We start from the raw sequence: 18,909 nt of genomic DNA, 5'->3' as shown, positions 1-18,909 counted from the left end.
AAGTCAAGCATCAGGGCAGCTCCAAGGTTCGCCAGCACTGCCCAGGGCCCAGCGGCGCTAACATGGGTCAGCGCGCATCGCCCGGTTCTGGGATAATGTATGATGACCGCAAATGCAGGCTACCTCTCTGCAATCAGGATACGGCAGCCTTTGCAGCGCGGAAGGCACGTATACATCGAGGAGACCGGAGATGGCGCTGCGTTCAATCAGATCCACCGTGACCTTCCCGCGCCCGTTTACCCTATCCGGATATTCGGACGAGCTGCCTGCCGGTGAATACGAAGTATTGGTTGAGGAAGAACTTATCGAGACGCTGAGTTTCCCGGCTTACCGCAGAACAGCGATTTTCCTGACTATAAACGGCAAGGGGCGTTCGCTGGGCCGAACAGAAATGCGGCCAATTACCTGGACCGACCTGGAAACGGCACTTGGCCGCGGCATTCAATATGACACCTGAAGATAGCGAGGCGGCGCTTTGCCGCTGGAGGAACTACAATGAACACTCCCGAATGGCTTAAACCTGGCCTCTACGGCGCCGTCATCGGCGCGGTACTTGTTAGTGTAGCTGGATTTTCTTGGGGCGGCTGGGTAACCGACCGAACCTTGAACGACAGGTCCGTGGCGATGGCCCGCGAAAATGTTGTCACCGCATTGGTGCCTGTCTGTCTGGACATGGCCCGATCCGATCCGGAACGGGCTGCCAAGATGGCGGCGATCCGGGCAGCCTCTACCTTCCGGCAGCGAGAGGCCCTCATGGCGGCTGGCTGGGCGACGGTACCAGGCACAGAGACCCCGAACCGGGACATCGCGCACGCCTGCCTTGCAGCCCTTGACGTAAACAAGTCACCGGAGCGTCCGGAAAACACGATCAATGAAGGATGAGCAGCGCCATGTCACCACCTCTGCCTGAAACAACCGATCTTGAACGGCGCGTTCTAGCCCATGAACGGGTTCTCCAGTCGCTTATTGCTTACATGTCCCACACAGAACCGCGTTTCCTTGAGCACTTGAAAAAGCGTTTTGTTGAGCCGATGGCCATGGTGCGGCACGAGCATGACCACCGGAACGCGGATGATTACGCGGAGGAGTTCATTCGCGCCGTGATGGCCCTTGGAGAAACGCAATTGCCAAAGGCGGCGAGCTCCAGGGATCTCAAGAAGCCATTACACCAACCGAAAAAAAGACAAACTTCGGCACACCCCTATTATCCAACCGCGCAAGCTGATCGTGTCCGTGTCAGAGAGAGGAATGGGATCTGGGAGGTCAAGGTGGATGGTGTGTTCCACGGGGACTACCACGACAAGGGCATTGCTCTGGCGGCCGCAGCCTTGGCCCGCTTGTCGCTTTGATGAAAGGACTTCTCCTATGAACGAGCTAGTCAGAAAGTCCATTGCGGTTTTCACCCGGCCCTTCAGGTTGCCTGGCTTCGACGAGACGCTTCCGGCAGGAGAATACGATATTGAAACGGAACTGTCCTCACCGCCCGACCATCTGCACCCTGAAGCCTGGAAAGCATCTGTAGCGGTGAGACTGCATTCCCGGGCATCCCACCCCGGTCTGACGAGAACCTTGGCCGTTTCACTGGCGGACCTCGATGACGCCCTGGCAAAGGACAAGCTGACGGGAAAAGATCTGGCAGAACTTTTCCTGGAAGAGATGCTCGCAGACCCGATGGTTCGGCTGGTGATGGAGGCCGACGGTGTTTCCGAGATGCAGCTTCGGCATCTCTACGCGGGCGGGCGCGCATCTCAGGCGGACAAAGAGGCACGGGATGCGGATACAACAGGTACATCGCCACAAGAAAACTCACAAATACAGGCTGCGGAGAACGAAGGAATGCCGACACAGAGGGAATAAGACACGTGGATCTACCCCGCCGACCGCCAAGGTCTGCGCCGGGTGCCGGTTCGCACGAGCAAGGGAGAAAACGATATGCCCGACCAGAACGGCGGCCCGGAAGACCGTGGGCCATGGCAAAGCAAACAGAAGAGCAATCCTCCCGAGATTGACGATCTTCTTCGTCAAGGCCGCGACCGCCTGAGCGGATTACTCCCTGAAGGGCGGCCGCCTCTGAGAGGGGTACTGGTTGCAGGAGCGATAGTCTTGGCGGCGGTTGCAGCCTGGTCTTCTTATTACACAGTCCCGAGCGACTCGGTCGCCGTTGTCCAGCGTTTTGGCAAATACACTGCTGAGGTTTCGCCTGGCCTGCATTTCAAATTCCCGTTTGGCATCGACGTTGCCACACTGGTGCCCGTGAAACGGCAGCTGAAGCAGGAATTCGGATTCACCACGCCGGGCAGGAGTGATCCCTTCCAAAGCCCATCAGACGGCCAGCGCGAAACCGAAATGGTCACGGGAGATCTGAACGCCGCGCTTGTGGAATGGGTGGTGCAGTACCGGATCTCGGACCCCCTGAAGTTCCTGTTCGAGGTACGCGAGCCAAGCGCGACTTTGCGTTACGTCTCTGAGTCGGTGATGCGCGAGGTCGTTGGAGACCGCACGGTTGACGAGGTCATCACCATCGGCCGGCAAGAGATCGAGAGCGAGGCACTTTTTAAGATGCAGGCTCTGTCCACGAAATACGCCATGGGCATCAGCATCGACCAGGTGCAGCTGAAAAACATCAACCCGCCGGGACCCGTTCAGGCGTCGTTTAATGAGGTCAACCAGGCCCAGCAGGAAAAGGAACGCCTGATCAATGAGGCGCGCCGCGAATATAACAAAGTCATTCCGCTGGCCGAGGGCGAGAAAGATCAGCGGATCCGCGAGGCCGACGGCTATCGCCTGAAACGGATCAACGAGGCGGAAGGCGACGCCGCGCGGTTCACCGCGCTTTTGGCCGAATACGTCAAGGCACCAGAGGTCACGAGGCGGCGGATATACATAGAGACACTGCAGGATGTTCTGCCCACAATCCTGTCAAAAATCATTGTCGAAGGATCGACTGCGAGCATCCTGCCGCTTTTGAACCTCGACAGGCTTCAGGAGGATCCGTCATGAGCATCAGACTGGGTCTCATTGCAGGGATTGCGGCTGCAGTTGGCGTGATTGCCTCCGGTTCCCTCTACACAGTTGGCGAAGTCGAACAGGCCATTATCACCCAATTCGGCAAACCCGTGGGAGAACCAGTTATAACGGCCGGTTTAAAGCTAAAGCTGCCCATCGTTCAGGAAGTCAACCGGATCGACCGCCGGGTTCTTGAGTGGGATGGCAATCCGTCCGACATGCCCACCAAGGACAAGCTCTACATTTCCGTCGATCTTTTCGCCCGCTGGAAAATCACCGACCCGTTGCAATATTTCCTGCGGCTGCGCGATGAGCGCAGCGCGCAATCCCGACTAGACGATATTCTCGGCAGCGAAACCCGCAATGCCGTCGCCAAACACGAGTTGATAGAGATTATCCGGACTACGAAAGGCCGGATCCCGCTGCGGGACACGCTTCTAACCGATGAGGAGCGTGCGCAGGACATAGGTTCTCTGGTTCCTATCCAGAAAGGCCGCGCACTTGTAGAACAGGAGATTTTCGCAGCCGCCTCAGAGAAGGTTCGTGTATTTGGGATCGAGCTTCTCGATATCCGTTTCAAGCGGATCAATTACAATGAGAGTGTGCGTCCGAAGATCTATGACCGCATGATCTCCGAGCGTCGCCAGATCGCTGAACGTTTTCTTTCCGAAGGCAATGGCGAAGCCGCACGAATTCGCGGCAACCGGGTTCGCGATCTGAACAAGATACAATCCGAAGCGTATCGCGCCGTCGAGGAAATCCGCGGCGTGGCTGACGCCTCGGCGGCTGCGATCTACGCAAAAGCCTACAACATCGACGCCCAAGCAGCCGAATTCTATGCGTTTACCCGGACAATGCAGGCCTACAAGGACATGATTTCAGGCGGAACGACGCTGGTCCTGACAACCGATAGCGAACTTTTCAGGTTTCTGAGAGGAATGGAGGCCGGAGAGCCGTCTGGGAGTACGTCTCCTCCCCCTCCCGGCCTGACGGCTGCGGCCGAACGCTGATGAATCGGAGGACAAAGAGATGACGGAAGAACCGGTGGATTTAGACGAAACGCGAAGCGCCGAACGCCAGATTGCGACCGACACCCGTTGCCGCAAACGCGGCGTTTGGGAGCAGACGCCATCCACTCCATCCGCGTCTCGTTTGTCCGACCTGACTGCAGCGAAAGGGCGGTTTGAGATTTGGGCATCGACGTGTCATTGAATGACCGGTCTGGCGACATCGGCTGCAACGCAGCGAAGAACTTGCCGCGCCTGCGAGCAGATGCTGCGCCGGCAAACACCCGGAAGGGCAACGGCGGTTTAGTCCCGCAGAGCGTTCGTTCGTACAAAGTGCAACGAATGACCGCGTTGAGTCCAACTCGGACATAGCATAATTGTTTTGCGTGCGCTCGCGGCGCAGATTTCGCTGCAAGCCGATCTGGAAGAATGGCTGCACCACTACAACCAAGAGCACACTCATCAGGGCAAAATGTGTTGCAGAAGAATACCCTTCCAGACCATGATCGAGAGCAAAGAGATCAGGAAGGAAAAGATCCGGAACCAAACTTAATCTGGCATACACCACAGGAAAAACGGCCAACTGTCAGATCACATCGGAACCACTACATGTCAGTACATCAGCGACGCCGAGCAAACCCAGGGCTTTCCGATACGCCATTTCGCCACGCGTTCAACCCCTTGCAGCGTCGACAAATCCGCTCTCCGAACCCTTCGCTCCAGAATGGAGTTCTGCAACGAAGACACGGGCGTTCTTGCGGCACGTCATTGTGGGCGCGAGCCATGATCGTATCTGCTTCGTCGTCGGAGTCTTCCATCAGTTCTTAGCCTCGATTTCTGTTTTGGTTTATACAGCGACTGGAAAAGAAAGTTCCGAGCCCTAAGCCTTGAGATTGAAGGAGCTGCCCACTTCAGTCTGTCCAATGGGACGGCCTGTAATCCGAGGGGTTTTAATAGGACGAACCGGCATTCCTTCGTTCTCAGCAGCTTGGACAGCGAAAGTATACCGAGAACCGTTTCCGCATCCTCGCGGTAGGGCTCGTTGATCTGATGATATGTCGTCTGCCTCAGAGATGAGCGACTCCGAGTAGAGGTGCCGAAGTTGAGTCTCTGAAACGCCATCCGCTTCCATAATCAATTGCACCATGGGATCGGCCAAAAGTTGGTCGAGCAAGAACTGCGACAACTGCTTTGAAGACAATTTATCCTTTGCGCGGGCTCTCTCCAAATCAGTAAGAGAAACGGTCAAGGTACGCGCCAGACCGGGGTAAGATTTCCGTGGATGCAGACAGATTAACACCGAGGCCTTCCAGGCTTCTGGGTCCGAATAATCTGGTGGTGCGGAAAGCTCAGTTTCTATGTCGTACTCGCCTGCCGGGAGTAATTCGTCGAAGCCAGGGAAAGTAAACGGCCTGGAAAAGACTGCGATTGTCTTGCTGATTATCTGGTTCATTTGGGTAATTCTCCTTTGCTGATACCGCTCGCTCGGAGATGCAGACAAGAACAAGCCACCCACTCCCGGCAGGGTATTATCAGTTTTGAGGTTTAGGCTTTGGTTTTTCGGGGACGACGTCAGGCGCTTCAGACGTAACTTCTTTTTTCGGCGCGTCCGCATCGTTTTCCTTCAGTGCGGCAGCCGCTCTGGTCGTCAGGTCTTTGAAAGACATCATTTTGATCCTTTGATTGTCCGCAACACCCACGAGCCCAGATAGGGTGTGAAAAGTGAATGCGGCTACGTCCAATATAGGGATTGGGTGCCTCATTTACTACGTAAAGCCGTAGAATAAGACGGATGGCTGAAGCAGAACCGAGGCGGCGGCACCTTGGCGCGCTATTTTCGATTCGAGTATGGGCGATCAGTGTTCGCTGCGTTGCAGTCAACCAAAGCGCTATCACCATGGAAGACTTTTGCTACATCGGGTGCAGCCATGCCGCGCGAGAGCGCGCTATACTTCATTCTCAGCTTCACCTCGCCACCAGGGCGAAGCAGCCAATTGGTGTTTTCTACAACGATATGATCACTGGTGGCTCCGACGAACGTGACGCCAGCAGGGAATATTAGACCCGCCGCATCAGTGTCCTGGAGTCCGATCGCAAGGATCGACCGAGTATTCGAAGGACTGTCTAAAGTCACACACTGCATTGAAGGTATAGGATAATTCATTTGCAAGGGATTTGGATTTGATTTGGTCTTCGTTTCGATCACTTCCGCCCAAAGCGTAAAAACATCTGTGTAAAGCCCGTCGATCGCGTATCCCGAAACGGGATCGGTACCCAGCAGGATGGCCTCACCCAGACGCAGGTTGTTGATCTTTCCGGTCGCCCCCTTGCCAAGCGCCCATGGCAAACTGGCAGAGCCGCCGCCTGACACTGTTTCCAGAGCGGGTCCACTTGCAAGTTCGGTGTCGGCGGCAAGCGACGAAAGCAATTCCATTGCCCCTGCAGAGGGTGCCACATGACCCAGACAGGCAAAATTTGCGCCAATCCCCTTCAGAGAAATCCCTTCCATTCTAAGAATTTGAGACACAGTGCTTTCAAGGTGTTCAGGCAAGATGCCATCCCGCATATCCCCCATTTCCACCATCAGGATAATATTGTGAGTAATGTTCTTCCCCAGCGCCTCGATGGCCAGGCTGGCGATAATGTCCATCTCAGTGTTGAAGCTGACATCGCAGTTATCAAGGACTTGCGCGACCTGGCTCAGCATGGGCGTTCGGATCAAGGATATGGAGCACGAGATGCCAGCATCGCGCATACGCATGATATTGCTGATCCGCGCGTCCGCCAGCCCTGTCACGCCACCTTCAAGCATAGCATTCGCAATCTCAGGATGACCGCAAACGGCCTTTGTCACACCTGTCACCGATATTCCGCGGGGTCTAAGGTGGTCGACCAGGAACCGTGTGTTGTACCGAATCTTGTCCAGATCAACGTCGATACGCAGCTTGCTCATTCAATCGTCGTAACACGTACGGGTTGCAGGCGCGGAAAGGCAGATAGAACCATATTCACCAAGTTTTTTGGAGGACGGTTCAATGCGTCGGTGACCGGGAGATACAATTTGCAGTTGTAGTCTGTGATGGCCTTTGAAATCTCAACATCATTCATTCCTTCATGGTTGATCGTCATGCCAATTACCTCTGTGTTCGCAAATGCCTCGATCAGGGTGATTTCATCGCAAGGGGCGGGCATAGTCATGTTGGGGAAATCACATCGACGTTTTCGTTTAGGCGCGTGTTGAAGAATAACTGCATGTGGCTGACTGCCTCGCAGAATGAAGGCTGATGTGCAAAAAGCCGGATGGCTTAGCGCGCCCTGGCCCTCGATCACTATTACATCCGGGTGCTCACCCTCGGATGCCGCAACGACAGCGCGCTCAAGTTCGCCACAACAAAATTGCGGCGGCACCGAATCCATCGCGACACCATACTTGGCGCCCTGCATCAAGCCAGTTTGGCCGGTGCTGACCAAAACTGTTTTGATCCCATGCGCGTTAAGTGCGCCGGTCAGGATTGTCGCGGTTGTACGCTTTCCAATTGCACAATCGGTGCCGAACACCGCGATGCGGATCGCCTGGACGTCTCCAATACTGCCATCTAACAGGCGCAGGTCGGGATTTGGCCGCGGCTTGCGAATGTCGCGTATCGTGACATCGTGAATTTTGGCAAATCCGGCGAGCTCCTTGTCATCGCTAAGAAATTCATGCAGCCCACTGACGATGTTCATTCCGAGCGTTATCGCATCCAAAACAACTTCGCGATCCTCAAGGGACATTCTGCCGCTGGCCGGCGCCATTCCGTAAATAAAAGTGTCGGGGATCGTAGCTTCATTAGCGACGGCGGCATCAAGATCATCGAAGATGGGAACCTGATTTGCGATATTATCAAGCACTTTGCCACTGTCACAACCGCCATACGTGCTGTCGATCACCGAAAGAACGCGATAGGCCTGTGAATGTCGAACGAGACCATTAGCCGTCTTGCCATCGATCTTTGCGAAGTTTCCTTCGCAATACACAATTGCAGTCGGTGTATCTGTCACGAGTGTCTTGCGGTGAAGCTCTGGAAAAACTGCTTGTTCAGGCGCCAGCTTTTGCGCATCGCTGGCAATGAACTGCTTGGCATCCGACGCAATGGGTACGGGTTTCATATTTGTTCCTTTTTAGAGTGTGAAACGCGCGTCCTTGGTAAGGACGGGCAAAAATTGTGAAGTTTGGGAAAGTGGGCTTTCTGTCTGAATTCTCACTGGTTCAGAACACACAGCCCTTCTGATCGATGATAGTTTTTGTGGCATTGCCACCCATTGCCGGATCGGTCGATATGGGCATTTGCCGGTAGCTCGATTGCATTGCAGCGATCACCGGACGCCTCGTAGCCACGTTCGCATTTCCATCCAACTCCATGGATCGCGTCATCGTAGAAAGCATTTTCAGGCACAAAGACGGCATCGCACCGTCCGTCGCGCTCAAAATACCCACGCTCGCACGTCCAGGGACGCCCGCTGGTTGATGCGTTCAGAAAAGCGTTTTCCGGCACCGCTACTGCCACGCATGCTTCTCCGTCTTTTTCGTAGCCACGGTTGCAACGCCATGCAGATCCATAAGTGCTGTTCGTCAGGTAAGCATTATCCGGCACCACGATTTTCTGGCAGCTATCGTCTACTCTTGTGTATCCACGCAGGCACCGCCACCTCTCACCTGATGGATCGAGATATCCACCCTCAGGCACAATCACTTCAGTGCATGAGGTGCCGCCAACTTCAACAAAGCCATGCATACATGCCCACCCTGAGCCATAGGTTCTGTTTGTGGGGTAGGCATTTCCCGGCACGACAATGGCCACGCATTCTTCGCCTTTCAACCGATAGGACAAATCGCATTTCCAACCGTCGCCATACTTTTTGGGATGCGCGTTATCCGGGATCGAATTTGTTTCGGCCGATGCGGGACTTGATGAGATAAAGGAGCCCGCCAAACTGCTGAAGACGACAACAAACAACGCAGCCATTAAGTGAGCGCAAAACCGGTACTGATTTTTTCGATTTGCCCTGATGCAAACGGCGTTGTCCGAATGTTGAGTGATTGAGTTACGATCCATCCAGGTTCAGCCCCTCGATACAGGCCTGCGCCAGGTCTTTGTTAGGAGTTTGGGATCCCGGCACCGTTGCCCAGCCAGCCGCCATGACGGCATCCTTCTGCTTGAAAGAAGAAGCCTCTTTGATCGTCGTTATTTTTTCGGCGCGTTGGGCGTCAGTTCTCGCCATGTCGACGCAGACCGGAACCAACGCAGCGATTACATTGTCGCGGGACATGGCGTTGGCCATCTTGTCCGCGCTACCGCCGGTCATCCATCCACCCCATGAAAATCCAACGACGCCTACGAAAACCCCGCCGATCAGAGCACCGTAGATTCCGGGTTTAAGCCATTCGGGCGTGTTCATAATCTATTCCTCCTGCGGGGAAAGCGCCGCATCGCTGTGATTGTTAGATGTGGCCAAGGTCTGGTCGTGCTTAAGCGCCAGTTCAAAATCTTCTGGGTCAATTGGGCGCATTTCCGTGCGGCCTGGCTTGCTGCCTTTGCCCCGAACTGTCAGGTAGGTTCCGGTTCTGCGATAGGCTTCGAAACTCAGGCCCTGCAGTAGCTCTTCTTCGACAACTACTTCATACTCGCCTGCAGGAAGTACATCCGGGTAGCCGGACAAAGAGAACGGATTTGAAAACGTCACCAAAGAACTGGACGATCTTGTGCTCACCTTTGTCCTCCATTTAGTTTGTTGGATCTTCCCCGCGCAGTCTGCCGCGGTACACGCTCGTAAGCGCCGCGGTAGTACTGGCGTTGTAATTTAGAATAATGTGCAAATGTCAGGCGCGCGCTGATCGATGTTAGTCGGCGGCCAATGACCTGAGATTTTATTGGAATCTCAAATGCATTTGGTGCCCGAGGATCAGGCACACTGCCAAAAATTGACTAACCTGCGTCAGTGCAACGATGTTTGGATTCCGGCAACGTGATGTGTGTTGGCGGGATATTTGCTGGCGTGTTCTTAACGAGTAATTGAGAAGCGCAGGAAATCCAGTACCGCAATCGGACTGTATTTATCTTGCGCTTCTTTTTCAGTGAAATCCCAAATCTGCCGAAGCGAATTCCGTCTCTAACAGGCAACGATCATCAAAATCCCGGCATCGCTGTAGGGGTGAACTTATTGCTTCAACAGTGGCCCGGCCTGATCCAGATAAGTGGGGTCAAAACCGGCCAACGTCACCAGTCCTTCATAATCATCAAATACCACTTGCCCGGATTGAAAAGTAACCAGCCCCTTCTCCCGCAGTTGCCGTAGGACACGATTAACATGTACGGCACTCAGTCCCAGTGCATCGGCAAGGTGGTATTGTGTCAGTGGGCAGGCGTATCCCGTCTTGCTTGCCATCCCGACCTGAGACAGCCTCACACCAAGTTCCAATAGAAAATGCGCCATGCGCTCACCCGCATCTCGCCGTCCTATGTTGACCAGGTGCTCAACCACCATCGCTTCATCTCGAGAGACCGCCCAAAGAATTGCTGTCGCCAGCCGGGGCGTTTGCGCAAATGCGTCCAGGAGATCATCCACTACTACTTCAATGGCTTGGATTTCCATGATTGGTTCTATGCTGTGATCCGAGGTGTGCAGCAGAACGCTTCGCAAGCCCAGAAAGTCACCCGGTATTTGGAAATCGACGATCTGACGCGACCCGTCAGTCTGGGTTTTGTAGGAACAAACCCAGCCCGAGGCCAGAATGTAGGCAGCCTGCTCTGATTGCCCTTGATGCACAAGGTCACGTCCGGCTTCAAAGGTTCTGCGACGCTTGTGCAGGCGTGCCAATGCCGCAAGTTCAACCTCAGTAAGAGCGACGAAGTTTGAAAGCTTTCGGGTGAGTGGACTGTTTTTGATAGTGCGCAAGTGTTCTTCCTTCATCGATGAGCAGCCCGCGAAACTATCCGACGCCAAGACTGCTTTCGATCAGTTAAGTATACAGCAATCTATGCCAGTATGATGCAATTCATTGTGGCGCTTCCTTGCTTGGACGCCTGTTAAAAAAGGACGTCTACCATGGCTGACCGGCAAGACCACTCTGGAATGGCCGCACTCTCAATTTGTGAAGCGCTTTTGCTTGCAATCAAAGATCGTGAGCTCCTGCCCGAACATGAAATTGTGGGAGTTCTGCGTGACGCAGCTGCTGCCCACGAAACAGCGGTCGGCAATAACGATGAAAAGGATATGCACCAGGCCGTCGCCTTTCTCATTAACCGGATCATTGCTTCCGGCTATCGGGTTCGGCAGTAGCGTAAAGTCCCGTATCGGAAAAACAAGATTATGCTCGTCAAAAAAGCTTAACAGCAAGAAGACACAAAATTGGCGTCTCGTTTCTAATCAGTTCAAACACGAAGCAAAAACCAATGTTTCAATACTTGCCATATCCCGCGTCTTGCTCGTCCGACCGAGCCGCGGCGAAGGTACGGTTCCCGTTAACGCAAATACAACGGCTGCGAATGACCTGATTGGTGACACTTGCCGCGACGCAACAATAAGTATGCCGCGACCGCGAGCAAGTGCTGCTTTAGCGAAGGCTCCAGATCGAAAGACGGCAAAGTCAGCTTACCGTGAGTTCACCAAAGCCCAGATTTCGCTTGCGCAGCGAACGGCAGGAACGCAGGCAGCAGCAGCATCCGAGGGGTGCACTGGATGTCTCCTTTGGGCCGAAATTTAACCCAAAAACTCCAGTGACCAAATCACAGGGCAATCTGTGCGTCAAACCCAGGGAATTTTTAACATAACTATCATTAAGCCCATCTGGCGAGAGGAAGCGAACACGTCCTAAACTAGGGTCGCCACAAATACCCTACCTTGCTCAAAGCAACTGAAACGAGGATGGGCCCAAACAGAGCTCAGTCTATGTGAGTGTCTGTCTGATGTCAGCGCCAATGGGACAGTTCGGGTCGATTTGATATGAGCGAGTTTCTGGCTCATCGTACGGCCCCAATGGCGGGCCACTTTTTCCAGGTCAGGGTCATCGGAATCGGTAACCGCTTGTCCCACCCGACAAAGTCGTAGGAGTAGTTGATATCGGCCCTGCCGTGGAATTGCTTCCTGTCCACAACAGGTAAATCCCGTCACAAACAGACGAGCATTTTCTTTACCAAAGCTCACTCGACACTCTGAGCATTGGTTGTTGCCAACCTCTCGGCCATGTTCAAAATCTGGAGCTTTGCGTTCATAGCAGCCCCTTCTTTCTAAGCCAGCCCACAAAGCCGCCACGAGACCTTGGAGCCATTTTTACAGCAACCGTTGCTGCGGCCTTTAGCTCTGTATCAGAAGCACCAGTTGCCCAGAGAAGTGTGATACTCAGCGCGTCTGACACGCCTTGAGGTCCAATGGCGGAACCAGTCACTGTGGTGTCCGTTGGTTCTCTCTACTACGTCATACCCGGTCTCAGTGGGTAACGATCTGAGGCAAATGTAAGCAAATCCTGCCAAGTCTTCTTCGGACAACAGGCGCGCAAGGACGTTCTGAGACCTTAGCCAATTTTCGGTATCACCAAGCACAAAACAGGCCCTTGTAGTCATCATGGCGCGATCCCTGCGGTCCAGTTTTGCCCGCTCTGTGGGCCAGGAGGCAACAACTTCGGCAAAGTCCTTCATTCGCCCTGCCCCTCCACCATTTGAGTCGCTAAAGCGATGGATGCCGCCCTTGCCAACACAGGAGGGGAAGGATGGCGATTAAGACACCGATAATCACAGACGAAGCTAAGTTCGTTACAGGCACTCAAGCCATTAGTTCAACCCGCTGGCCATTCGGCAGGCGCAAATTCCATGAGATGATAAAAGCGAATCTCATAAAGCCGCATTTCGCGCGTGCCGGCGCCCGGCCGATCTATTACGTGGAAGAAATCGACGCCGTTTTTCAGCCTCTAGCGCGTGAAAAGGTGGGGCCACAGAGGGGGCCAATACTATACAAACACTAATTTAATTAATGATTACAATGTATACTTGGTGCGGGTGGAGGGACTTGAACCCCCACGCCTTGCGGCGCCAGAACCTAAATCTGGTGCGTCTACCAATTTCGCCACACCCGCATCCTAGACAGAACCTGTCAGAGTGATCGGGTGAATAGCAAAGCTTGAAAGCAAGTGCGAGAGGGAATTTCATCCAGAGCAAAGGTTTATTCCACGATTTTCAAAGAATCCTACGCACGAAATTCACGCACCACATTTGCGCCACAATTCAAACGCCAAAAAATCTTATTCGCGTCAAAATAACACCGCCTTGCCAGTAGTTGATGGGGGCTGAGGACTTACCGAGTCTTTTTGCCTCTGGGCCACATACGAGTTTCCAGCTCAACTTCAACAAAAGGGTCGTAACTGTGACCAACATGATGAACTCTGCTGCTACCGAGCAAGACGCCGTTGGTCTTGCACGCGAAAGTTTTCTTGGTGAACTCAAAACCCTGACCAAAGATCATCCCGACACAGGGTTTGGTATCTCATTGCGGACCCATTCGGGTGGCCACTACCTGTTAGCCAATTCCCGGATGCCTCTGCCCAAGACCAAATCCGCAGGTTTCCCGACCGGCCGTCGTCTTGCCTGCCTGGAAAACAGTGAGTGTTTCAGCTCGATCGAAGTGCTTGCCGATTCCGGAGCCTATGAAACGATCACCCCTGTCGATGAAGCGGCGATACTGGGGAATGCTTTGAACCTGATCGCACGCATCGATACGCTGACCAGCACCCAGCCCGATCAGGTCCCACACCATATCGCCGCGACCGGAACCGGAGGCTGAACTATGGCGCGCAATGACCATCTTTTGTCCGTTGGCAACGAAGCTCTGACGCCTATGACGTCGGCCATGTCCGCGCTGACGACGCAGATCGACCTGCTGACTGAGGTGGCAGACGCGCGCTCGACCGCCCGGCTTGCCACGCTAAAGACTAAGATCGAAAATTTCACTGCCAGCGTTACGTTGGTTGGTCAGGTTAAGGCGGGCAAGTCTTCGATTGTAAACATTTTGGCCGGGCGCCCTGCCCTGTTGCCCTCTGATGTAAACCCGTGGACCTCGGTGGTCACGACGTTGAACATAAACACCCGGACCGAAGGCGATACACGGTCCAAGTTCACGTTCTTCGAGCAGGAAGAATGGGACAACCTGATGATCGGTGGTGGTCGTTTGGGCGAACTGGCAAATCGTGCTGGGGCAGACGACGAAATGGACGATATCCGCCGTCAAATCGGCGAGATGAAGGATAAGTCAGAAGAACGCTTGGGCAAGCATTTCGACCTGATCCTGGGGCAAAGCCACCAATACGACTACTTCGACGAAGAGCTTATCCAGCGCTATGTTTGTCTGGGTGATGAGGATGATCCGGACATCAATCCGAAAACCGGACGATTTGCCGACGTCACCAAGTCCGCTGACCTGTTCATGGACATTCCGCAGTACCCCATTTCGTTGAAGCTCTGCGACACACCCGGCGTGAACGATACCTTCATGGTGCGCGAGCAGATCACTCTGCGCAGCCTGCGGGGGTCCGAAGTCTGCGTTGTTGTGCTGGCTGCAAGCCAGGCGTTGACAACTATGGACATGGCGCTGATGCGCATTATCGCGCAGTTTGAAAACCGCCAGATTATCCTTTTCGTCAACCGAATTGACGAACTGGCGGACCCTGTAAATCAGGTTCCGGAAATCCGAGATCGCATCCAAGACACGCTCAAGCAAAACAACATCGACGCCAACACCAGCGTCGTTTTCGGCAGCGCGCTATGGGCCGAGGCAGCGATCACCGGGAATCCCGATATCCTGACCGAGGAATCGCGCGAGGCTTTGAACACTTTCTATCTGGCCGCCGGGTTTGGCGATCAGGCACCCTCACTGGACAAAATCTGGGCGCTTTCGGGCTTGCCAGACCTTTTGCTGGCCATGAATGAACGGATAGCTGAGGGGGCAGGCAACCGCCTTCTCGAGCGCGTCCGCCACAGGGCGCGCAATATCGCAAGCCAAATTCGCGCCACTGCAGTCGCCAAGAGCCTGTCTAATAGCGACGGTATTGTCCGAGATCTGGATGGGGTTTCGACCGAAGAGGCAATCGCAAAGATCACCGAACAATACGAAAAGAAAGTGGCGGAACTGACCACGTCACTACGTGACAAAGTGATCGAACGTCTGAAGTCGGCGGAATCCAATTTTGTTAAACGTGCAACGGACTCTTTGATCTCTCATCTCGAGCAGAATGGAGAAGAAGGCACGTGGCAATATGATCCGGCAGGATTACGCACCTTGCAAAAAGCAGCCTATTTCAGCTTTGCACGCTCGATGCGCAAGGAAGCTGGTTCGCTGTACTCAACCGCGGCCTCGGATGTCGAGGCCCTGTATCAGAAGCTCTTGGGCAATCATCTAGGCGAGTTTGCCATCGAAGCCCCCATCGTGCCACGGGTCCCGCCCCCATTGGGAATTGGTCGGACCATCGCACTGGATCTGCAAAGCACATGGTGGCGTCGTTGGTGGCAGCGTCGTAAAGGGTTCGAAGCCTATGCCGCGGACTATACGCGGTTGATAGCTTCCGAGGCGAATTCGATCACCAAAGACATCGAAGAAAACCAGGTTGCTGCAGTGTTGGAAAATGTCCGTGCCGTTCTGTCAGACTTCTTGCGTGAGCAGAAAGAGACATTGCTGAGCATTTCGGCCTCGGCCGAAGCGGTTCCAAATCCAAACGCAGCACTGTTGGCGGGTGGGGCGCCCCAGAAATCGCGGGACGATATCCTGGGCGATATCCTGAAAGATCTTAGCAACGAGGCAGCATAAGTAGCGACATGGCAAAAGATTCACAAACCCGCTTCGTTTCATCCAAGGCATGGGAACGCGTCGAGCAGTGGTCCCGCCGCAAACCTATCTTCGCTCTTATGGGCGAATTCAGCGCCGGTAAATCCACCTTGATGAACTTTCTACTGCGGTCGCACACGCTGCCAACGCAGGTGACGGCAACTCAACTGCCGCCGGTTTGGTTCAGCTGGGGCGATCAATCTGCTTACGTTCAGCGCCACGATGGCTCGCGCGATGATATCACCCTGGATCAACTGGAAACCGTCGGAGTGAACGATGCTCAGTTCATTCGAATTTTCCTTGAAGCTGACATTCTGGAGGCCGTTGATCTAATTGACACGCCCGGTATTTCGGACCCCAAAATCTCGGACGATGTCTGGCGGCGCGCGGTTGGTCAGGCCAATGGTGTGTTGTGGTGTACCCACGCGACCCAGGCCTGGCGCGAGACCGAACGCGCAACATGGGTGGCGTTGCCAGAACGGCTTCAGAATAACTCGTTACTGTTGGTGACGCGTGCCGATGTGTTGGGCCCCAAGGATCGGCAAAAAGTCCTGCGCCGCGTCAATCGCGAGGCCGGGCATCTGTTCAATCGTTCGATCTTGTTCTCGGCTCGTGATGCAATTACCGCACGCGACAAAAGCGGCGATGCCGAGCTTTGGGCACGCAGCGGCGGCGGCAAGATGGTCGACAGCTTCCTTGAGATTACGGAACAGATCATGGACCATCGCGCCGATCTTCTGGCGCGGTACCAGATCGACGACAGCCTATCTCCCATGGCGTTGCATGATCGTGTTGACGAGATTCAGCAGGATCAGTCTTCTCCATTGCAGTTGTTGAACCCGGAAGTCGATCCATTCGAACCAGATCGCGACGAAGTTGTCACCAGTTTCCCCGTGCGCCCTGCCCGCGTGGAATTGCGCGCTGACGACAGTGAACGCGCTCCTCGTATCGAGCCCGATGAGGCAGATCGCCTGAGGGCCGAGATGACCACCAGTACAGTTGACGCGGCACCGATTGCGGACACGCAGGAAGAAGAGGACGATCTGCGCGCTTTCTTCCGCGAGTCGCCGAGCCCTACGCTGAATCTGGCCGATGCACCGCTAAACACGTCCGACGAAGATGAGTATGACCTGTTGGATGAAGAGGACTTCGAAGACGAAGACTTAGTCGCAGAGGTCGCGGCTGAAAACGCTGAACAGGATGAAGACGTTTCCGACACCTTTATGGTTTCGCTTGAAGACAAACTGTCGGCAACACCTGAACAGACGGAAGATACTCGGGAAGTTGCAGAAGAAACACCCGCTGAAACATCGGTTTCTTCTATCACGGCGCTCATGGCCGAGCAGGCGAAACATAGCGAAGAGTTCGAGCCAGAACCCGAGACCTCGGGTTTGATCGATATGCAGGTCGTTTCGCTGCCGAACGGGTCCGAACCACCGGTCCACAAGGAACGATTGGAGGATGTACTGAACGCTCCCGCAGGCTCTCCTCTCAGCGCCGCCGCCATGTGGCGCGAGATCTCTGAAGATGAGGAGCTGCCGCAGGACGCCGAAGGTTTGAAAAAAATGTTCATGTCTTTCCTGGACGAATACGATCAGATCGCGGCGGAACACTTTGCGCGCGGCACCAAATCCACGGTGACACCATTGCCTGAGGCAAACAAAAACGGCGGGGCCGAGTGGCATGTATTGTAACAGGTTTCTGAATTAGAAAAGCAGTACGTAAGATGAAAATCGAAGCCGCTTTGATCACAGCCACCGAGACCATACCCGACTGCATCGCAGCCGGGTATGTCGATATGGAAACGGGCATGTTGCTGGGTGCTCATGCGCCCGACCCGCAAGACCAGAGTGTTCTGGACACTCTGGCAATTGCTGTTGCCAACCTGTTTCAGGGGCGCGGTGTCCGTGGGTTTGAGGCGCTTTTGCGCAGTATTGGAACGGAAGACACACAGGAAGAGGGCTTTGGCGAAATCGCGGTATTGGCTGGCGACCGGATCAATATCTTCCTGCGCACTCCTGCGTACCCGGATCACGTTGTCTGCTACATCTGCCGCAGCAGCGCCAATATCGGTTTGGCCCTTACAAAATCACATCTAAGCCTCGCGCCGGTTACGGCGGCGGTTTGAGCGAGACCAGAGGAGGTATCAGTATGATGGATGCGGAAATACTCCACCTGCTCGAGGATATTGGACGTTCGTCCGTGGCACGCCAGAACCCCGCCGTTACGTTGACAGGTGATTCAGCGCAGACCCGGCGCGATCAGGTCCTGCGCACCATTCGGGGAACGATACTACCGCGCCGTCTGGAGTTTACAGCGGCAAATGGCGATTGCCTGGCTATCGAAGTGAACAGCTCTAGGGTGACGGATGTATTTCGCGTTCGAACCGGGATCGCCCCTGACTTCGAAACCCAACCGCGTGATACACTCGCTAAGAAACTGGCCGAAATCGTTACGGATATCGCGTCAGCTCCTGGACCGCTGAGTTTGATATCGTTGCAACCAGACGCCGTGCTAGAAGCCGACGACGTCGGCATCACTTTCAGCGAGATATCGAAAGCCTGTTCTCAGGTCGAACTGCCATCTGAACCGATCGTTTCAATCGTGCCAGAGCCCGCCACAGACGACGTGCCAGCCGACGAACAGTCTACACTGACGAGCGGGTTCTTCGACGGTGCGGCATCTTTTGCGCTTGGCCGCATCCATATCGGGGATAAGTTCGAAGTCCGCACCGATGGCGTTTGTGCATCAGGGCAGCCAGCCCACGCCGACCAAACCGTTTTGGAACAATTCGTCAAAGACCTAGCCGGTTGGAACGAGGATTCTACAAATGACGATTGTGGTCCTCAGTTGATCGTAATGCGACCAGCCGGCGGCAAGGGAACTGCGCTGGCCGCCCTCAAGGATGGTCAACAGACCGCTATTGTGATCCATGAAAGCCGCAAACTGGGTGCTGCGGTAAACTTGTGGAAGTCTCTAACAGGCTCAGGCAGATGACCGGGCCTCAAATGTTCAAATTTTCGGCGAATTCAATTTGTGAGTTCGAGTA

21 protein-coding genes, 1 tRNA gene and 1 pseudogene are annotated in these 18,909 nt (G+C 54.5%); 15 read left to right on the top strand and 8 right to left on the bottom strand.

What is annotated here, in order from left to right; translation table 11 throughout:
• The first annotated feature begins 190 nt into the window (after positions 1 to 190).
• From ABWV79_RS11595 to ABWV79_RS11560, 8 genes and pseudogenes are all read left to right on the top strand, one after another.
• The gene (locus ABWV79_RS11595) at positions 191 to 457 is read left to right on the top strand and encodes a hypothetical protein (RefSeq protein WP_010442281.1); all 267 of its coding nucleotides are present in this window, start codon (positions 191 to 193) and stop codon (positions 455 to 457) included.
• A 38-nt stretch (positions 458 to 495) separates the two neighbouring features.
• Positions 496 to 882, top strand: coding sequence for a hypothetical protein (locus tag ABWV79_RS11590; protein WP_353392066.1), 387 nt, complete (start codon positions 496 to 498; stop codon positions 880 to 882).
• Positions 883 to 890: 8 nt separating this feature from the next.
• Complete coding sequence (locus tag ABWV79_RS11585; protein ID WP_120981224.1) at positions 891 to 1,349, top strand: hypothetical protein; 459 nt, start codon at positions 891 to 893, stop codon at positions 1,347 to 1,349.
• A gap of 16 nt (positions 1,350 to 1,365) precedes the next feature.
• A complete protein-coding gene (locus ABWV79_RS11580) occupies positions 1,366 to 1,857 on the top strand; it encodes a hypothetical protein (RefSeq protein ID WP_010442284.1) in 492 nt (163 codons plus the stop codon).
• 75 nt (positions 1,858 to 1,932) lie between these two features.
• Positions 1,933 to 3,000: an FtsH protease activity modulator HflK gene (hflK, locus tag ABWV79_RS11575; RefSeq protein WP_260027325.1), complete on the top strand. Its 1,068-nt coding sequence runs from the start codon at positions 1,933 to 1,935 to the stop codon at positions 2,998 to 3,000.
• Positions 2,997 to 4,016 carry a protease modulator HflC gene (gene hflC, locus ABWV79_RS11570; protein ID WP_010442286.1) on the top strand — a complete coding sequence of 340 codons (1,020 nt, stop codon included), beginning with the start codon at positions 2,997 to 2,999 and terminating at the stop codon, positions 4,014 to 4,016. Before hflK ends, hflC begins: the two co-directional genes overlap by 4 nt.
• A gap of 19 nt (positions 4,017 to 4,035) precedes the next feature.
• Positions 4,036 to 4,218: a hypothetical protein gene (locus ABWV79_RS11565; RefSeq protein WP_010442287.1), complete on the top strand. Its 183-nt coding sequence runs from the start codon at positions 4,036 to 4,038 to the stop codon at positions 4,216 to 4,218.
• A 201-nt stretch (positions 4,219 to 4,419) separates the two neighbouring features.
• Positions 4,420 to 4,566, top strand: a pseudogene (locus ABWV79_RS11560) (IS481 family transposase); the annotation flags it as partial.
• 327 nt (positions 4,567 to 4,893) lie between these two features.
• On the opposite strand, the gene ABWV79_RS11555 reads toward ABWV79_RS11560, so the two are convergent.
• The 7 genes from ABWV79_RS11555 to ABWV79_RS11525 form a co-directional block, all read right to left on the bottom strand.
• Positions 4,894 to 5,466: a hypothetical protein gene (locus tag ABWV79_RS11555; protein ID WP_353392063.1), complete on the bottom strand. Its 573-nt coding sequence runs from the start codon at positions 5,464 to 5,466 to the stop codon at positions 4,894 to 4,896.
• A gap of 378 nt (positions 5,467 to 5,844) precedes the next feature.
• Entirely contained in the window at positions 5,845 to 6,966 is a 1,122-nt protein-coding gene (locus ABWV79_RS11550; RefSeq protein WP_170486376.1) for an alanine/ornithine racemase family PLP-dependent enzyme, read from the bottom strand.
• Entirely contained in the window at positions 6,963 to 8,162 is a 1,200-nt protein-coding gene (locus ABWV79_RS11545) for an N-acetyltransferase DgcN family protein (protein WP_170356898.1), read from the bottom strand. The genes ABWV79_RS11550 and ABWV79_RS11545 overlap by 4 nt, the downstream gene beginning before the upstream one ends.
• Positions 8,163 to 8,254: 92 nt before the next feature.
• Positions 8,255 to 9,019, bottom strand: coding sequence for a hypothetical protein (locus ABWV79_RS11540; protein WP_353392061.1), 765 nt, complete (start codon positions 9,017 to 9,019; stop codon positions 8,255 to 8,257).
• 79 nt (positions 9,020 to 9,098) lie between these two features.
• On the bottom strand, positions 9,099 to 9,452 hold the full coding sequence (locus ABWV79_RS11535; protein ID WP_170329075.1) for a hypothetical protein: 354 nt from the start codon (positions 9,450 to 9,452) through the stop codon (positions 9,099 to 9,101).
• A 3-nt stretch (positions 9,453 to 9,455) separates the two neighbouring features.
• Positions 9,456 to 9,764 carry a hypothetical protein gene (locus ABWV79_RS11530; RefSeq protein ID WP_353392059.1) on the bottom strand — a complete coding sequence of 103 codons (309 nt, stop codon included), beginning with the start codon at positions 9,762 to 9,764 and terminating at the stop codon, positions 9,456 to 9,458.
• A 447-nt stretch (positions 9,765 to 10,211) separates the two neighbouring features.
• A complete protein-coding gene (locus tag ABWV79_RS11525; RefSeq protein WP_171240065.1) occupies positions 10,212 to 10,964 on the bottom strand; it encodes a Crp/Fnr family transcriptional regulator in 753 nt (250 codons plus the stop codon).
• A 135-nt stretch (positions 10,965 to 11,099) separates the two neighbouring features.
• Between ABWV79_RS11525 and ABWV79_RS11520 the strand changes: the two genes are divergently transcribed.
• Positions 11,100 to 11,333 (top strand): hypothetical protein, encoded by a 234-nt coding sequence (locus ABWV79_RS11520; protein WP_170336649.1) that lies wholly within the window; start codon positions 11,100 to 11,102, stop codon positions 11,331 to 11,333.
• Between the two features lie 1,426 nt (positions 11,334 to 12,759).
• A complete protein-coding gene (locus ABWV79_RS11515; protein ID WP_170355091.1) occupies positions 12,760 to 13,011 on the top strand; it encodes a hypothetical protein in 252 nt (83 codons plus the stop codon).
• Between the two features lie 26 nt (positions 13,012 to 13,037).
• On the opposite strand, the gene ABWV79_RS11510 is transcribed toward ABWV79_RS11515, so the two are convergent.
• Positions 13,038 to 13,122 (bottom strand) — tRNA-Leu (locus ABWV79_RS11510).
• Positions 13,123 to 13,418: 296 nt separating this feature from the next.
• Between ABWV79_RS11510 and ABWV79_RS11505 the strand changes: the two genes are divergently transcribed.
• The 5 genes from ABWV79_RS11505 to ABWV79_RS11485 are packed head-to-tail and all read left to right on the top strand — an operon-like array spanning position 13,419 to position 18,857.
• Entirely contained in the window at positions 13,419 to 13,826 is a 408-nt protein-coding gene (locus tag ABWV79_RS11505; RefSeq protein WP_174821893.1) for a hypothetical protein, read from the top strand.
• Between the two features lie 3 nt (positions 13,827 to 13,829).
• Positions 13,830 to 15,842 carry a dynamin family protein gene (locus ABWV79_RS11500; RefSeq protein WP_353392056.1) on the top strand — a complete coding sequence of 671 codons (2,013 nt, stop codon included), beginning with the start codon at positions 13,830 to 13,832 and terminating at the stop codon, positions 15,840 to 15,842.
• Positions 15,843 to 15,850: 8 nt separating this feature from the next.
• Positions 15,851 to 17,554: a dynamin family protein gene (locus tag ABWV79_RS11495; RefSeq protein WP_353392055.1), complete on the top strand. Its 1,704-nt coding sequence runs from the start codon at positions 15,851 to 15,853 to the stop codon at positions 17,552 to 17,554.
• Positions 17,555 to 17,586: 32 nt separating this feature from the next.
• A complete protein-coding gene (locus ABWV79_RS11490) occupies positions 17,587 to 17,988 on the top strand; it encodes a hypothetical protein (RefSeq protein WP_170355095.1) in 402 nt (133 codons plus the stop codon).
• A gap of 23 nt (positions 17,989 to 18,011) precedes the next feature.
• On the top strand, positions 18,012 to 18,857 hold the full coding sequence (locus tag ABWV79_RS11485) for a hypothetical protein (RefSeq protein ID WP_353392054.1): 846 nt from the start codon (positions 18,012 to 18,014) through the stop codon (positions 18,855 to 18,857).
• The last annotated feature ends 52 nt before the right edge of the window (positions 18,858 to 18,909 follow it).

The organism is Ruegeria sp. HU-ET01832 (assembly GCF_040371315.1).
GTDB lineage: Bacteria > Pseudomonadota > Alphaproteobacteria > Rhodobacterales > Rhodobacteraceae > Ruegeria > Ruegeria lacuscaerulensis_A.
The sequence above is the reverse complement of the archived record's forward strand: the minus strand, read 5'-3'. Positions and strand labels throughout refer to the sequence as shown.

Bases quoted from the DNA above. Each gene is read 5' to 3' on its own strand.
- ABWV79_RS11595 (WP_010442281.1), top strand. From the start codon at position 191: ATGGCGCTGCGTTCAATCAGATCCACCGTGACCTTCCCGCGCCCGTTT.
- ABWV79_RS11590 (WP_353392066.1), top strand. From the start codon at position 496: ATGAACACTCCCGAATGGCTTAAACCTGGCCTCTACGGCGCCGTCATC.
- ABWV79_RS11585 (WP_120981224.1), top strand. From the start codon at position 891: ATGTCACCACCTCTGCCTGAAACAACCGATCTTGAACGGCGCGTTCTA.
- ABWV79_RS11580 (WP_010442284.1), top strand. From the start codon at position 1,366: ATGAACGAGCTAGTCAGAAAGTCCATTGCGGTTTTCACCCGGCCCTTC.
- hflK (WP_260027325.1), top strand. From the start codon at position 1,933: ATGCCCGACCAGAACGGCGGCCCGGAAGACCGTGGGCCATGGCAAAGC.
- hflC (WP_010442286.1), top strand. From the start codon at position 2,997: ATGAGCATCAGACTGGGTCTCATTGCAGGGATTGCGGCTGCAGTTGGC.
- ABWV79_RS11565 (WP_010442287.1), top strand. From the start codon at position 4,036: ATGACGGAAGAACCGGTGGATTTAGACGAAACGCGAAGCGCCGAACGC.
- ABWV79_RS11555 (WP_353392063.1), bottom strand. From the start codon at position 5,466: ATGAACCAGATAATCAGCAAGACAATCGCAGTCTTTTCCAGGCCGTTT.
- ABWV79_RS11550 (WP_170486376.1), bottom strand. From the start codon at position 6,966: ATGAGCAAGCTGCGTATCGACGTTGATCTGGACAAGATTCGGTACAAC.
- ABWV79_RS11545 (WP_170356898.1), bottom strand. From the start codon at position 8,162: ATGAAACCCGTACCCATTGCGTCGGATGCCAAGCAGTTCATTGCCAGC.
- ABWV79_RS11540 (WP_353392061.1), bottom strand. From the start codon at position 9,019: ATGGCTGCGTTGTTTGTTGTCGTCTTCAGCAGTTTGGCGGGCTCCTTT.
- ABWV79_RS11535 (WP_170329075.1), bottom strand. From the start codon at position 9,452: ATGAACACGCCCGAATGGCTTAAACCCGGAATCTACGGTGCTCTGATC.
- ABWV79_RS11525 (WP_171240065.1), bottom strand. From the start codon at position 10,964: ATGAAGGAAGAACACTTGCGCACTATCAAAAACAGTCCACTCACCCGA.
- ABWV79_RS11520 (WP_170336649.1), top strand. From the start codon at position 11,100: ATGGCTGACCGGCAAGACCACTCTGGAATGGCCGCACTCTCAATTTGT.
- ABWV79_RS11515 (WP_170355091.1), top strand. From the start codon at position 12,760: ATGGCGATTAAGACACCGATAATCACAGACGAAGCTAAGTTCGTTACA.
- ABWV79_RS11505 (WP_174821893.1), top strand. From the start codon at position 13,419: ATGATGAACTCTGCTGCTACCGAGCAAGACGCCGTTGGTCTTGCACGC.
- ABWV79_RS11500 (WP_353392056.1), top strand. From the start codon at position 13,830: ATGGCGCGCAATGACCATCTTTTGTCCGTTGGCAACGAAGCTCTGACG.
- ABWV79_RS11495 (WP_353392055.1), top strand. From the start codon at position 15,851: ATGGCAAAAGATTCACAAACCCGCTTCGTTTCATCCAAGGCATGGGAA.
- ABWV79_RS11490 (WP_170355095.1), top strand. From the start codon at position 17,587: ATGAAAATCGAAGCCGCTTTGATCACAGCCACCGAGACCATACCCGAC.
- ABWV79_RS11485 (WP_353392054.1), top strand. From the start codon at position 18,012: ATGATGGATGCGGAAATACTCCACCTGCTCGAGGATATTGGACGTTCG.